This window comes from Maribellus mangrovi (genome assembly GCF_037646455.1).
Taxonomy (GTDB): domain Bacteria; phylum Bacteroidota; class Bacteroidia; order Bacteroidales; family Prolixibacteraceae; genus Draconibacterium; species Draconibacterium mangrovi_A.
The window spans coordinates 150,944-164,365 of the sequence record NZ_JBBIXN010000008.1 but is presented as its reverse complement, the minus strand read 5'-3'; the positions used below and the strand labels follow the sequence as shown (position 1 = coordinate 164,365).

The 13,422-nt window shown below is 42.3% G+C and carries 15 protein-coding genes; 9 read left to right on the top strand and 6 right to left on the bottom strand.

What is annotated here, in order from left to right:
* Positions 1-67 precede the first annotated feature (67 nt).
* The gene (locus tag WFY05_RS21325; protein ID WP_340114967.1) at positions 68-1,009 is read right to left on the bottom strand and encodes a LysR family transcriptional regulator; all 942 of its coding nucleotides are present in this window, start codon (positions 1,007-1,009) and stop codon (positions 68-70) included.
* 105 nt (positions 1,010-1,114) lie between these two features.
* On the opposite strand from WFY05_RS21325, the gene WFY05_RS21320 reads away from it, so the two are divergent.
* Together WFY05_RS21320 and WFY05_RS21315 are read left to right on the top strand one after the other, a co-directional pair.
* On the top strand, positions 1,115-1,570 hold the full coding sequence (locus tag WFY05_RS21320; RefSeq protein ID WP_340114966.1) for a Dps family protein: 456 nt from the start codon (positions 1,115-1,117) through the stop codon (positions 1,568-1,570).
* 244 nt (positions 1,571-1,814) lie between these two features.
* Positions 1,815-2,327, top strand: a complete 513-nt coding sequence (locus tag WFY05_RS21315; RefSeq protein ID WP_340114965.1) for an aminoacyl-tRNA deacylase — start codon at positions 1,815-1,817, stop codon at positions 2,325-2,327.
* A 122-nt stretch (positions 2,328-2,449) separates the two neighbouring features.
* Here the strand turns inward: WFY05_RS21315 and WFY05_RS21310 are convergent, their stop codons facing one another.
* The 5 genes from WFY05_RS21310 to WFY05_RS21290 form a co-directional block, all read right to left on the bottom strand.
* Positions 2,450-3,472, bottom strand: a complete 1,023-nt coding sequence (locus tag WFY05_RS21310; protein ID WP_340114964.1) for a zinc-dependent alcohol dehydrogenase family protein — start codon at positions 3,470-3,472, stop codon at positions 2,450-2,452.
* 223 nt (positions 3,473-3,695) lie between these two features.
* A complete protein-coding gene (locus tag WFY05_RS21305) occupies positions 3,696-4,292 on the bottom strand; it encodes a MarC family protein (RefSeq protein ID WP_340114963.1) in 597 nt (198 codons plus the stop codon).
* Positions 4,293-4,449: 157 nt separating this feature from the next.
* Positions 4,450-5,043, bottom strand: coding sequence for a hypothetical protein (locus WFY05_RS21300; RefSeq protein WP_340114962.1), 594 nt, complete (start codon positions 5,041-5,043; stop codon positions 4,450-4,452).
* 155 nt (positions 5,044-5,198) lie between these two features.
* Positions 5,199-6,089 carry a 4,5-DOPA-extradiol-dioxygenase gene (gene ygiD / locus WFY05_RS21295; protein WP_340114961.1) on the bottom strand — a complete coding sequence of 297 codons (891 nt, stop codon included), beginning with the start codon at positions 6,087-6,089 and terminating at the stop codon, positions 5,199-5,201.
* A gap of 48 nt (positions 6,090-6,137) precedes the next feature.
* Positions 6,138-6,674, bottom strand: a complete 537-nt coding sequence (locus WFY05_RS21290) for a YceI family protein (protein ID WP_340114960.1) — start codon at positions 6,672-6,674, stop codon at positions 6,138-6,140.
* Positions 6,675-7,041: 367 nt separating this feature from the next.
* On the opposite strand from WFY05_RS21290, the gene WFY05_RS21285 reads away from it, so the two are divergent.
* The 7 genes from WFY05_RS21285 to WFY05_RS21255 all read left to right on the top strand — a co-directional run bounded on the left by WFY05_RS21285 (position 7,042) and on the right by WFY05_RS21255 (position 13,288).
* Positions 7,042-7,833, top strand: coding sequence for a toxin-antitoxin system YwqK family antitoxin (locus WFY05_RS21285; protein WP_340114959.1), 792 nt, complete (start codon positions 7,042-7,044; stop codon positions 7,831-7,833).
* A gap of 51 nt (positions 7,834-7,884) precedes the next feature.
* The gene (locus WFY05_RS21280) at positions 7,885-9,519 is read left to right on the top strand and encodes a S8 family serine peptidase (RefSeq protein ID WP_340114958.1); all 1,635 of its coding nucleotides are present in this window, start codon (positions 7,885-7,887) and stop codon (positions 9,517-9,519) included.
* Positions 9,520-10,965, top strand: a complete 1,446-nt coding sequence (gene xseA / locus WFY05_RS21275) for an exodeoxyribonuclease VII large subunit (RefSeq protein WP_340114957.1) — start codon at positions 9,520-9,522, stop codon at positions 10,963-10,965. It abuts the gene before it with no gap.
* Positions 10,955-11,155 (top strand): exodeoxyribonuclease VII small subunit, encoded by a 201-nt coding sequence (gene xseB, locus WFY05_RS21270; protein WP_340114956.1) that lies wholly within the window; start codon positions 10,955-10,957, stop codon positions 11,153-11,155. The genes xseA and xseB overlap by 11 nt, the downstream gene beginning before the upstream one ends.
* Positions 11,156-11,173: 18 nt before the next feature.
* On the top strand, positions 11,174-11,398 hold the full coding sequence (locus WFY05_RS21265) for a putative signal transducing protein (RefSeq protein ID WP_340114955.1): 225 nt from the start codon (positions 11,174-11,176) through the stop codon (positions 11,396-11,398).
* A gap of 1 nt (position 11,399) precedes the next feature.
* The gene (gene deoC / locus WFY05_RS21260) at positions 11,400-12,080 is read left to right on the top strand and encodes a deoxyribose-phosphate aldolase (protein WP_340114954.1); all 681 of its coding nucleotides are present in this window, start codon (positions 11,400-11,402) and stop codon (positions 12,078-12,080) included.
* Between the two features lie 80 nt (positions 12,081-12,160).
* On the top strand, positions 12,161-13,288 hold the full coding sequence (locus WFY05_RS21255; RefSeq protein WP_340114953.1) for a chorismate transformation FkbO/Hyg5 family protein: 1,128 nt from the start codon (positions 12,161-12,163) through the stop codon (positions 13,286-13,288).
* Positions 13,289-13,422 lie beyond the last annotated feature (134 nt).

The window sequence follows — 13,422 nt, the reverse complement described above, 5'->3', positions numbered from 1 at the left end:
TAAATCATCGAGAGACGGAGTTCTTTGAAGCTTCTCCTTCCTATGTATATGGGGCGGAGGGGCTTTTTTATAGCTGCGTATCTACAATCCAGGTATCCGGTTTTATTAACATGCGTTTCGGAATGCTGGATATAATGGCAGATTTTAGTGCCCCGATTTGCCGCTCTTTGGTATGTTTCTTCAGGGTGATGATGCTGATCTCGCGTACCGGTTGAACCTGCTCAAAATCTTTGATCATTTCCTCCTGTTCCGACGGAATATTAATCGTAGCCAGCTCGGGGATAAAAGTAATACCACTCTCGTTTTCAACGATCCGACGAAGTGAATCGATCGAATTGCACCGGTAAAGCAGGTTTCGTCCGCTTTGTTTTTTTTGTGTAATGTTGCAGATCGAGTTTACCTGATTCTGAAAACAATTCCCTTCCTCGAGGTACCAAATGTCATTTTCATCCAGTTCATCAAGATTGATTGTACTATTTTTGAACCAATCGTGTTTTTCGGAAACATAGGCAAAAAACAGTTCGTAAAAAATGGGCTCAATTTTCAGGTTACTCTCCGAAATAGGAGTTGAAATTATTCCGATATCGAGTTGCCCCATCTTTAACTCGCTAATAATGTACTCTGTTTTTAGTTCGAATATTTCAGTCTGCAGCGCGGGATATTCTTTTTTCAGGAGCCCGGCATAAAGCGGCACCAGGTAAGGCGATAGAGTTGGGATAATGCCAATACGCAATGTTCCTTTTACTTCTTCCACCAGATCGAGTGCTACATCTTTTAACTGTTCAATTTGCTGCAAAATTTCCACCGACTTCTGGTAAAAGGCTTCACCTTCCTGTGTTAATTTCAACGGGCGATGCGTACGGTCGAGGAGTTTAAAGTCCAGTTCCTCCTCCAGTTTCTGAATTTGAAGACTTAGTGCAGGTTGTGTAATTCCTAGTTTTTTGGCTGCGCCTGAAAAGCTGCCGGTCAGGTAAATTTCTCTGAAATATTCAAGTTGTGAAAAGTTCATAGTATAAACAATAGTAATGACAATATAAAAATAATAAATATTGTTAATGGTATCTTTGAACTATAAAATAAAACAAAAGAAAAGGGAATTATAAATCAACAAAAATTGAAAGATATAAATACTAAAAATCAAGAAACAACAGAGAAATTAAACAAGTTACTGGCCGATTATCAGATCTTTTACCAAAACCTGAGAGGACTGCACTGGAACATTAAAGGTCAGATGTTTTTTGCCTTACACGAGAAATTCGAAGAGTTTTATAACGGAGCAGCTGAGGTGGTAGATGAAATTGCCGAGCGCATTTTAATGCTGGGCGGACAGCCGCTGCATTCGTTTGGAGAATACCTGGAAGTAGCTACTCTTGAAGAAGTAAAGAATGTTTCTGATGGACGAGAAGCAGTTGAAGCCGTTTTGAAAGCTGATCGATTCTTCCTGGAAAGTTTTAAAGAATTACTCGAAATTGCAGGCGAAAACAACGACGAAGGAACGGCCACAATGATGAGTGACTGGATCGGTATTACCGAAAAACGTATCTGGATGTTGGAATCCTATCTTGCATAAGCAAAATTCTAAAAATCAATTTACCAGAGGCTCTTCATCATTTTGATGGGGAGCTTTTTGTGTTCTCAAAATAGAACACTCAACTCCAATTGATAAGGGAGGAAAAGTAAGTTTTGAACATTGTGCACTCTCAGATCCCGATCCATTCGATTTTCACCAAATTCTGAAACATTCCCGCTGCGAAATCTGTACAATAAAATCTACGGGGAAGAGTAATAACGTTTAACCAATAAAATATTTTATCATGCCAGCGAAAAAATTAAAGGCTGTACTCGACGAATACAACGTCAAGTACATAACAATCAAACATTCCAGTGCCTACACTGCACAGGAAGTTGCTTCAAAAGCACATATCTCGGGAAAGGAAGTTGCCAAAACCATCATCATTAAAATTGAAGGGAAATTTGCAATGGCTGTGTTGCCGGCTTCTTATCAGATTGATTTTAAACAGCTGGAACAAGCCTTTGGTACGGTGAAGATTTCACTGGCAACCGAGGAGGAATTCAAATTCATGTTTCCCGATTGCGAATTAGGTGCCATGCCGCCATTCGGAAACTTATACGACCTGGAAGTGTATGTGGCACAAACGCTTGCCGAAGATGAAATGATCGCCTTTAACGCAGGTACCCACACTGAAATGATCCAAATGAGGTACGAGGATTTTGCCCGCCTTGTTCATCCGCAGGTGCTGAAGTTTTCATGGAAAACAGTAAGCATGCCCGGCGATCCGAGCGAGCGTTGGGAGATGGATTATTGATTTATATTAGACTACAGAATCCATTTGCTTTTCGTCATGCTGAATTTATTTCTGCATCCTTGGTCGTAGGAGATTCCGAAATAAATTCGGAATGACGCGTTCTGCAATTATCTACTTTAATATTAAATAACCAGCACTTTTGCCCCTTTAATTTTGCGGTTTTTTATGTCCATGATAGCGCGGTTGGCGTCGCTAAAAGGGTAGGTCTGCACATTTGGTTTAAACTGCATTTCAGCAGCAATTCGTATAAACTCACTCACATCGTGGCGGGTAACATTGGCCACACTTTTAATTTCTTTTTCCATCCACAGGTGCGTCGGGTAATCCAGTCGTGAAAGATAGTCGGTGTCGTGCGCTTCTTTCCTGATGGCATTGATCACCAGTCGTCCGCCCGGCTTCAGGCATTCGAGGGCATGAATAACAGGTTTCCACACTGGAGTAGTGTCAATAATGGAATGCAGCAAAACCGGCGGCCGCTCAGTAGTATCGCCCGACCAGGCCGCTCCTAGTTCTATAGCAAACTGCCGTTCGTGTTCGCTCCTTGCAAAAACGTACACTTTACTATCAGGGTAGAGAAAACGGATCAGTTTTAACACCAGATGTGCTGAAGCTCCAAATCCGGTGAGCCCTATGTTTTGCCCGTTTTCGGGTTGGCACAACACCAGCGAGCGGTAACCGATAGCACCTGCACAAAGAAGCGGGGCCGCTTCGGCATCGCTGAAATAATCGGGGATGGGATAAGCAAATTTCTCGGGAACCACCATGTATTCAGCATAACCGCCGTTGCGGTCGCGGCCGGTAGCCAGGAAATCGGGACACAGGTTTTCCTGCCCCGATTGGCAAAATTCGCATTTTCCGCAAGCTGAAAATATCCAGGCAACTCCAATGCGATCACCAATTTTTATTGCTCCATCAGCTTTTGTTTCCTCCACAATTCCAACCACCTGGTGCCCCGGAACCATTGGAAAAGTAGGTGGGGGAGTGCGGCCTTCAATTTCATCGATCTCGGTATGGCACACGCCACATACCTTTACTTTTAGCAGTACCTCACCTGTTTTTGGAGCCGGCTTTGGAAGATCGACCTGTGATAAAGGTTCGTTTACTTCTTTTAAATCGCTTATTTTATCGATTACCCAGGCTTTCATACTTTAAATTTTGGAGTTCTCTTAAAGTTATAATTTAAGAAGAAGGATTGCAAGGAGATCGCTTGAAAGGATGGATTCTGATAACCTGTTTTTAGTTGAAAATGATCAGTGCATCCTGTCAAATTACGGCATCAATATTTGAAGCGTTTGGGTCAATATTGGTTTTTGTTTCAATTTTGTCATTAATTTGAACTTCCGAAACAGGTCAGGGAACTTATTCAATCTAAAGCCCAAACATGTTCTTAATTCCGGTTAGGATCATATTAATTCCGATGGCACCGATAAAAAATCCATTCAGCCGCAGTAGAATTTCCATGTTTTTATCGTAGGCTGTTTTCAGGCGTTTCCCTTCAATCGCGTTTCGGAAGATGGTTAACAAATAGATGGAAATAAAGTTAATGCTAAAAACGATCAGCAGGACCAAAACTCCAATCCAGGTGGAGTGCCTGTACGAGGTTAAAATGGTTAAGGAAATGGTGCCGGCCCCAACCATAAACGGCAGCGCGATCTCGGAAGCCAGGTTGTCGAGGTCTTCTTTTATCATGATCAGAGCCCGCTGACCTTTTACAATAAAAAAGTAGGCGTATGAGAAAATAATAATGCCGCCAAATACCCGGAACGACTCGAAATCGATGGCAAACACCTTATCAAATAAAAACTCACCCGAGAAAAAGAAAGCGTAGCAGATCATTAACGAGATGAAACTGGCTTTTAAAATGACGCGTATAAACTGTTTGTGATCCAGGTCCTTTCTGATGGGCTCAAGGTATAAAAAGAGGGCGAAAGGGTTAAGCATTACAATGAGTTCTACGATTGACATTAACATAGTTGTTCTTATTTTTTTATTCAAAAATACTTCGTTTATCAGCAACCCGGTTAAAGTATTTTTAATGCAAATTTCATGCTTTCAAATGTTTTTCCAAGCAATTAAAGTTAAATTTTAGTTGATATTTTAAAGGTGACCTAAGAAATGGATGCTAGATGGCACGTTTACCGCTGTAGTGAAAATAGGTGGCCATTGTTTCAAGCGCAATTTTAATGGCATCGCCTACCGGGTAAAACTTTTGGGCTTCATTAAAATCGATAAATTGTAAGCGCGAATAGTAGTTACCGGCTTTGGGGCCTAAAGCTTTTTTCTGCAGTATCTGGTTTGCTTTTTCAAGCTCCTGAGGTTGTGCTAATCGAATAGGTTTACAAGCACTAATTCGGCGGCGGCCATATTTGTCGGTCGCATGATTATAAGAAAACAAGCGGCAGATAAGTCCGCGATGATCGTAGTTAGCGCAACCGGGGCGACTGCCTTCAGCGGATAGATAACTAAGATTCGGACAAATGGTTGGATTGTTGATCTGCCCGATGGTGCTCAAAATATTTTCTGCCTGTCCTGTTTTAAAAAGGTGATAAGCCAGAGGATAAAACTCCAGAGCTGTTGCCTGAATTCGAGGCGTGGTACAACAATTAATACAGTTCCCGATGCAATGGATGCCGGTTGCGTTCTGTAATTTCTGAACATCTTTATCGAGCATTTTAAATAGTTTCTCAACCGCCCGAACTTTCTGCTGTATATTCATTCTTATTTTTAAAATGGCATGCAAATTTATTGCAAAGAATGATTGATTGTTCAGTTTCAGAAAGAAATATTTTACACCTGCTTATTCCGCTCGAAAAAAGAAAATACAAATAGTGTATTTGTTTTTACAGGAGTGTGTTAATGTGTTTTTTGTTGCTATTTCTGGCTTGCGAAAACTGAGGTCATGGTGAGCGAACCACCAACTGCTTTGTCGTTAAAAAGCGAAACATCGTCTTTTCCTTCAATCAATGCCAGCACATAAAGCAAAGGCAGGTAATGATCGGGAGTTGGAATAGCCAGTTTAAAAGCGCTGCCTTGTTTTTGATAGTCGATAAGCGCCTTGTAGTTGCCCTCCATGATCCACTGGTTCATTTTGCTTCGGGCTTCTGTCGCCCAATCAAAAGCAAAGCCAGCCGTGTCGAGCTTGTCCCAGGCCACCATACGCAGGTTGTGCACCAGGTTTCCGCTACCGATGATGAGCACTCCTTTACGGCGAAGCGCCGCGAGTTCCTGTCCAAGTTCGAAATGGTATTGTGGACTTTCCAAATAGTTCAGGCTCATCTGGAAAACCGGTATGTCGGCATCGGGGTACATATGACGAATAACGCTCCAGGCGCCGTGATCGAGTCCCCATTTATCGCTTAGCCCAACCTCTGTTTTAGTAATTAGTTGCTGTGTGACTTTGGCCAGTTCGGGGGCTCCTGGTGCCGGGTATTGCACATCGAACAGTTCCTGTGGGAAACCGCCAAAATCGTGAATGGTTGGCGGATGTTCGTTGGCCATTAAAAAGGTGCCGCGTGTTTCCCAGTGCGCCGAAACACACAGGATAGCACGTGGCTGCTCAAAACGGGAACTGATGTTTTTAAATCCACGCGTGAACTCGTTGTCCTCGATAGCATTCATCGGGCTTCCGTGCCCGAGAAAAAGCACTGGCAACGGGTCGGTGACGGGCAAGTCGGAGGAAAACTTATTCAAAGCATTTAATTTCATTGCAGTTCCTGTTAATGGTAATAAAGATACGGTTTTTAAAAAGTGTTTCCGTTTCATAGATACCGCTTTAAAAGGTTTATTTTAACACTATCGGCTGCACGTAATTTATACTGTTTGCTTAACGAACTGTACTTCAGCCTGAATTTTTACGTCTTCGCTTAACAATACACCACCTGATTCGAGGACAGCATTATAGTTCAATCCCCAATCTTTACGGTTAAGTTTTCCATCGAGCGAGAAACCGGCTTTTTCATTTCCCCACGGATCTTTACTGGTTCCGCCAAATTCTACATCGAAAGTCACTTCTTTGCTCACGCCTTTGATGGTCAGCACTCCGTTAAGTTTGTATTCGTCGTTGTCCACTTTTTTAAACGAAGTGGCATCAAATGTCAGTTCCTTGTGATTTTCAGCATCAAAAAAATCGGCACTTTTCAGGTGATTATCGCGATCGTCGTTATTAGTATATACTGACGAGGAATTAATCGTGGCTTTAATTTTGGCTTTTTCCAGTTCATCGCCTTCCACGAAGGCATTAAAGTTTTTGAATTCACCTTTTACATTCGATATCATCATATGCTTTACTTTAAAAGTAATCTCGCTGTGTGTTGGATCAAGTGTCCAAACTGTTTTTTTTGTTGTCATTTTCTTCAAATTTTGTTGTTTAATAATGTTTTCAATGTTGTTGTTCTGCTTGTTTTCCGCGGTATTATAGTCTTAGAAAAGGAAAACAAGATGTTAAAATCTTAATACAAATGTAAGCGGTACAGATTTGACAAAAAATAAACAAGTTTAAGAAATGCAGAGCCTCCCGGGTTATCAATCAGGGGACTTCCGGCTTCCTTACTAAATAGGTGTATTTTCATCTTTAATAATACAGGAAATGAATAATCAGAAATACTGAATGTTGCTCCGGATACAGGGTGATTATAAATATTTGATGAGTTTTATAATTCCGTTGGTACAGCGCAAAATAAAACCCTAAATTCGCGTTTTAATAGAAAAACATGTAATGCGAAGATTCATTATTATATTTCTGGTTTTACCTTATCTTTTATCGGCACAGATCAACCAGACCGATGCCAACGGTCTGCGACAGGGACACTGGGAAAAGCGCCAGGATAACGGACGTTTGATCTACGAAGGTGATTTTAAGGATGGAAAACCGGTTGGCGAGTGGAAACGCTATCATCCGGGTGGACAACTCAAGGCAATTATCAGTTATCGTGGCGACACTGCACATACCCGGCTTTTTGATGTGTGGCACAAGAAACTCACCGAGGGCAATTATGTGAATCAGAAGAAACAAGGCGTTTGGAAGATCTACGATAAAAATGAGCTTTTAACTGCCGACGAAGAATTTGTCGACGGAGTAAAAAATGGCGTAGCCCACCAGTATTTCGACACTGGTGAAGTGATGGAAAAAAGCCATTGGAAAAATGGTAAAAAGGATGGGGCCTACGAAGTGTTCTATAAAGACGGGCAAGCATACCTGCAGTGCAAAATGAAAGAAGGACAGCGACATGGTCTTTTCCTGGTATTTTATGAAAACGGCCAGCCCGAAAGGGAAGGAGCTTACGTTAACGGTTTGCGCGATGGAGAATGGAAGTTCTATGATCCGGAGGAAAATTACAGCTATTCTTTATTTTATGATAAAGGTAAGATTCTGAATCCACAGGTGCGTGACAGCATCGATAACCTGAAAATACAGGAGCTCGAAAAAAATAAAAACATGCTGGCCGATCCCGAGAAATTTATGAACGATCCTTCGGAATACATGAGAAAAAGCAAGATGTTCCGATGAACATTCCTCTTATTTCGTTAATTTGGCGGGATAAAGGAATTGAAGAATTTTATGAAGGGATTTGTTGTCCTCACACTGGCTGTATTACTTACGCTATCGGTAAAAGCACAAAATTACTACTGGATCGGTTTTACCGATAAAAACGGAATTGAATATTCGCTCAGCTCACCTGAAGATTACCTGTCGCAGAGGGCCATTCAACGTCGCGATAAACAAGGTATTCCCATCGATTCGCTTGACTTACCGGTTAACCGCGTTTACATTGATTCGATTTTAAAAACAGCAGATGTTGAATTGGTACATGCCTCGAAATGGCTGAATGGAATTACCGTAAAAAGCCGCATCAATTTGGAGGAAATCCAATTTCCTGAATTGTCTTTTGTGAGAGAAGTGCAGCTTACCAAACCAAACCTTATTACAAAAAGTGCTCACAGTAAATTCGAAAAAGAAACTATTTCTGATATTACTCCAATTGATACCTCAGTTTACGGAAGTTCTGTGAATCAGGTGGGAATGCTTGAAGGTCAGTTTCTGCATAATAATGGTTACAGAGGTGAAGGATTACAAATAGCGGTGCTCGATGCCGGTTTTTACAAAGCCGACGAATTCGCAGCTTTCGACAGTTTGTGGGCCGGATACCAAATACTTGGCACCTACGATTTTGTGGATCCTGAATCCGATATTTATACGGAACACTATCACGGAATGAGCGTATTATCGACCATGGGAGGAAATATTCCCGGGCAGCTGATCGGTACTGCACCACACGCAAAATACTGGTTGTTGCGTTCGGAAGATGCAGCTACCGAATACATGATTGAGGAAGACAACTGGGCTGCGGCTGCCGAATTTGCAGATAGTGTTGGTGTTGATATCATCAATTCTTCATTGGGATATTATGAATTTGATGATTCTGCAATGAATCATACTTATGGCGATATGGATGGCCACACTACCCGGGTGACTCAGGCGGCCAATATTGCCGCCTCCAAAGGCATATTGGTATTTGCCAGTGCGGGCAACGAGCGGAACGATCCCTGGTTCCGGATAATTGCACCATCTGATGGCGATAAAGTAATTGGAGTAGGCGCAGTGGATAAAGATCTTTATCCGGCCAGTTTTACCTCTGCCGGTCCGGCTTCCGATGGCGAGATAAAACCAAATGTGTCGGCAATGGGAGTTAGGGCTACAGCCCAGCTTGCTTCAGGATCAATTGGCCCGATAAGCGGGACTTCATTTTCGTCGCCCATATTGGCCGGAATGACTGCTTGTTTATGGCAGCGATATCCTGATAAAACGGCTGTGGAAATTAAAGTTGCACTCCAAAAATCGGGAAATCAGTATTTTTCGCCCGATTCGTTACTGGGGTATGGTATTCCTAATATGAGCACGGCGTCTGCTATTCTCGATCCTTTAGCGGCCGAATTGCATGAACGAAACGATTCCTGGAGAGTATATCCAAATCCAATGACAGATCGTCTCACGATCCAGGCTTCATCTCTTGGTCAGGGGAAAGTAAAACTCCATCTGATCACCATGGATGGCACGGTTTTAAAAGCATGGGAGAAACCGATAAAGAAACAAATTCAATTAACCGATCTTCCCGGGCTGAGTGCCGGAATATATTATCTGAAAATTGAAACCGGATCGTTTAGCGAAACTGTAAAGCTCCGTAAAATAAAATAAATGGTTCAGCAACTCACACTTTCCGAACTGAATGAACAGATAAAAGACGCCATATTGGAAGCCTTTCCGGGAGCGGTGTGGGTGGTTGCAGAGGTGAGTGAACTAAAGGAAAACCGAAGTGGGCATTGTTACCTCGAGTTGGTGGAAAAGCAGGGAAACAATATCGTGGCTCGGTCAAGGGCAACTATCTGGTCGTACACCTACCGCATGTTGAAACCCTATTTTGAAACGACCACCGGACAACTTTTTTCGCAGGGAATTAAGGTGCTGGTTCTGGCCACAGTGGAATATCACGCGGCTTACGGACTGAGTCTGAACATTAAAGATATCGATCCGACATACACCGTTGGCGACATGGCGTTGCAACGAAAAGAGATCATCGAACGCCTGCAAAAAGAAGGCGTTTTCGAAATGAACAAGGACTTGGGACTGCCGCTGGTTCCGCAGAAAATCGCTGTTATTTCTTCGGCAACGGCGGCTGGATATCAGGATTTTATGAATCAGGTCGAAAACAACGAATTTGGATTCAAATTCTACACGCATCTTTTTGAAGCTTACATGCAAGGAGCGGAGGCGGTGCATTCCATTATTCATGCACTGGAACAAATTTTTCAGTACGAAGATTTTTTTGATGCCGTGGTTATCATACGCGGGGGAGGAGCCACTGCCGATCTCAGTAGCTTCGATAATTACGAGCTGGCCATCAATATTACCCAGTTCCCTTTGCCCATAATTACTGGTATTGGGCACGAAAAGGACGACACCATCATCGACCTGGTAGCACACACCCGTCTGAAAACACCAACTGCAGTGGCCGAATTTCTGATCAACGGAATGGAACGTTTTTATTCTCATTTGCTGGAGATCGAAAACGGAGTGGTGAATTATGCCCGCGATGTGTTGGAAGCTCAGCAGAACAAACTCGAACGAATGGTGGAAGGATTGTCGTATTCCGTTTCCGGTTTTATTCAGCAAAAACAAAAAGGTATTTCAAAATCTGGGAATCAGCTTCAGCGGAGTGTGAGTACCTATTCCTATAAAAAACAGGATGAATTGAGCCGCGTAAGGCATCAGATCGATTCTGAACTTTCGGTGTGGTTTGTGGAAACTAAAAATCACATTAACCGACAGCGAAGAATATTGAAACGAGTAGCCGGAGAAGCTGTTCTGAAAAAGCATGGTGAGCTGCAACATGTTCAGGATCTGCTGATCTCGGAATCGCAAAAACAACTGTTTAAAGAACACGAGCGACTCAAATTAAACGAGAACACCATCCGTTTATTAAATCCTGAAAACGTATTGAAACGCGGATTTACATTAACTTTGATAGACGGGAAAATCATAAAATCGATAAACGACATAGAAAAAGGGGAAGAACTGACCACAAAATTTGCCGATGGGCAGGTAAAAAGTAAAATCACTAAAAAAACAGAAAATGGCAACTAAAAAGATATCGTACAGCGAGGCCATGGCCGAAATAGAAGAAATACTTGAAAAAATTGAAAGCGAAGAACTGGATGTTGACGAGCTGGCGGAAAAAGTAAAACGGGTTTCGGTATTGCTGAAAACCTGCAAGGATAAACTCACCAAAACCAACGAACAGGTGGAGCAGATCTTAAAAGAAATGGAAGACTAATCCCAAAAATTAAAAATAATGTCAGACAGTATTATGAATATTTTTACCGGTGATGAGATAATCGTCAATCGGATAAAGCAGGAACTGGAACAACAGGGCATAAATTGCCTGATTAAAGATGGATTTAAACAAGGAATTCAGGCCGGCTTTGTTGGAGGAGTGCAGTCGGCCATCGAGGTTTATGTCGATGAAAAAGATTTGGAAAAGGCACTTGAAACTGTTCAGGCCATAACACAAGAATAAAATGTATACAAAAGAACAAGTAGCAAAAACCATCGATCATGCGGTTTTGAAGCCCGATCAAACGGTATCAGATTTAAAAGCCAATGCCGAAATGTGCATCAAATACGGGGTTTTCAGCATGTGTGTAAAACCCTGCGATATAAAAATGGCAGCCGAATTACTGGCCGGCAGCGATGTTAAAGTATCGTGCGTGTTGAGTTTTCCACATGGCGCCGATGCTACGCAGGTAAAAGCATTCCAGGCGAAACAAGCTATTGAAGACGGAACCGACGAAATTGATATGGTGATGAATATAGGTCGCTTTCTTTCGGGCGATTACGAATATGTACTGGATGACATAAAAGCCGTTGTTGAAGTGGCACATCAGCACGGGAAATTGGTAAAAGTGATCCAGGAAAGTGGATTCCTGACGCCCGAACAAATTGCCAAAGCCTGCGAGCTCTCGCTGGAAGCCGGTGCCGATTTCGTTAAAACATCCACCGGTTTTGGGCCGGGTGGTGCCAAGCCGGAATACATCGATATTATGCTAAAAACCGTTGCCGGCAAAGCACAGGTAAAACCTTCGGGTGGTATTCGCGACTGGGAAACCGCGGTGGCATTCCTCGAACAGGGGGCTCACCGTCTCGGAATCGGTTCAACCGAAGCAGTGCTCAGCGGCGCCAAAGCAGAAGGTGGTTATTAACAACTATTTACAAAGCTCATTTTTTTTCACCCAAAAAAACAACCATATTTGTGCTTCTGTTTTATTGAATAGGGGAAGGAATGTATTTTTTAAACGGAGACAGGATATACATAAAACCAGGGCGTACTTGTGGAACACTCGACGAACAGATTGATAGTTGCTTAACAAAGCTGAAAAAGATCAATTCAGGGAGGCGGATTTTTAAGCTGAATTACTTCGTTGATACAAAATCTCAGGATGATTATACCAGGCTCGAGAAAAAGGTAAGGGTACAGGTAGCGACATCCTTTCCCGACACTATTATTCAAACATTTATTGCACAACCTCCTTTAACCTGCAGAATTGTTGTGGAGGCCTTTTATTACGATCCGGCGTTTTGGGAAAAAACGTCAATTGGTGATGGACAATCGGCTACAGTTTTTCAAAAAGGAGAGGAACAAATTCTGATTGGTAATGTACAATCGAATACCAATGAATCGTGCAAAATAAATGCTAACCTGGCTTTTGCCGATTTGAAAGCCATCTTTTCAGCTTGTAATTTTGATATCAAACACATTGTCAGGCAGTGGAATTACCTCGAAAATATTCTGGGTTTTGATGGTGAAGAGCAACGATACCAGGAATTCAATAATGTTCGGTCGGAAGTTTACGGCAATGCGTTCATAGAAAACGGATTCCCGGCAGCCACAGGAATTGGTATGAATCGCGGGGGAGTGATCATCGAGTTTGTTGCGGTTAAAGGTCCCCGTTTTGTGAGCAAGGCTGTCGATAATCCACAACAGATTTCAGCCCATCATTACAGTGAAAAAGTTTTGGTTGGTGACGAATGTATCTTAAAAACCACTCCGAAATTCGAACGTGCACGTTATTTTAGTTACGATCACAAGAACCAGATATTTATTTCGGGAACAGCATCTATTCGTGGTGAAAAGACCATTGGAGTTGACGATCCAGCACTGCAAACCGAAGTGACGATCGAGAACATAAAAAGCCTATATTCCAGCGAAATATTACAGGAAATCTCCAACAATAACCTGGAACCCAAATATGGTCATGCACGTGTTTATGTAAAAAATCGTATGGATTTTGGCGTGATCAGGAAAACATTCAAAACGCATTTTGGTAATCTTCCGGTGGTGTACATTATCGCCGATATTTGCCGGAACGATCTGCTTGTGGAAATTGAAGGGAAGGTGATTTTGGAATAGAATTATTCCCATGAAAATGGGAATCTCATCGCATAAAGATTCCTATCTTTTTGGGGAATGATATTAAATAAAGCAAAAAACAGTTGTACATTCAAGTACAACCGTTTTTAGTCTGTAGCTACCTGCGCAAAGCT

Excerpts from the sequence above, each read along its gene's own strand:
- WFY05_RS21325 (WP_340114967.1), bottom strand. The coding sequence starts at position 1,009 with ATGAACTTTTCACAACTTGAATATTTCAGAGAAATTTACCTGACCGGC.
- WFY05_RS21315 (WP_340114965.1), top strand. The coding sequence starts at position 1,815 with ATGCCAGCGAAAAAATTAAAGGCTGTACTCGACGAATACAACGTCAAG.
- WFY05_RS21310 (WP_340114964.1), bottom strand. The coding sequence starts at position 3,472 with ATGAAAGCCTGGGTAATCGATAAAATAAGCGATTTAAAAGAAGTAAAC.
- WFY05_RS21305 (WP_340114963.1), bottom strand. The coding sequence starts at position 4,292 with ATGTCAATCGTAGAACTCATTGTAATGCTTAACCCTTTCGCCCTCTTT.
- WFY05_RS21300 (WP_340114962.1), bottom strand. The coding sequence starts at position 5,043 with ATGAATATACAGCAGAAAGTTCGGGCGGTTGAGAAACTATTTAAAATG.
- ygiD (WP_340114961.1), bottom strand. The coding sequence starts at position 6,089 with ATGAAACGGAAACACTTTTTAAAAACCGTATCTTTATTACCATTAACA.
- WFY05_RS21290 (WP_340114960.1), bottom strand. The coding sequence starts at position 6,674 with ATGACAACAAAAAAAACAGTTTGGACACTTGATCCAACACACAGCGAG.
- WFY05_RS21285 (WP_340114959.1), top strand. The coding sequence starts at position 7,042 with ATGCGAAGATTCATTATTATATTTCTGGTTTTACCTTATCTTTTATCG.
- WFY05_RS21280 (WP_340114958.1), top strand. The coding sequence starts at position 7,885 with ATGAAGGGATTTGTTGTCCTCACACTGGCTGTATTACTTACGCTATCG.
- xseA (WP_340114957.1), top strand. The coding sequence starts at position 9,520 with ATGGTTCAGCAACTCACACTTTCCGAACTGAATGAACAGATAAAAGAC.
- xseB (WP_340114956.1), top strand. The coding sequence starts at position 10,955 with ATGGCAACTAAAAAGATATCGTACAGCGAGGCCATGGCCGAAATAGAA.
- WFY05_RS21265 (WP_340114955.1), top strand. The coding sequence starts at position 11,174 with ATGTCAGACAGTATTATGAATATTTTTACCGGTGATGAGATAATCGTC.
- deoC (WP_340114954.1), top strand. The coding sequence starts at position 11,400 with ATGTATACAAAAGAACAAGTAGCAAAAACCATCGATCATGCGGTTTTG.
- WFY05_RS21255 (WP_340114953.1), top strand. The coding sequence starts at position 12,161 with ATGTATTTTTTAAACGGAGACAGGATATACATAAAACCAGGGCGTACT.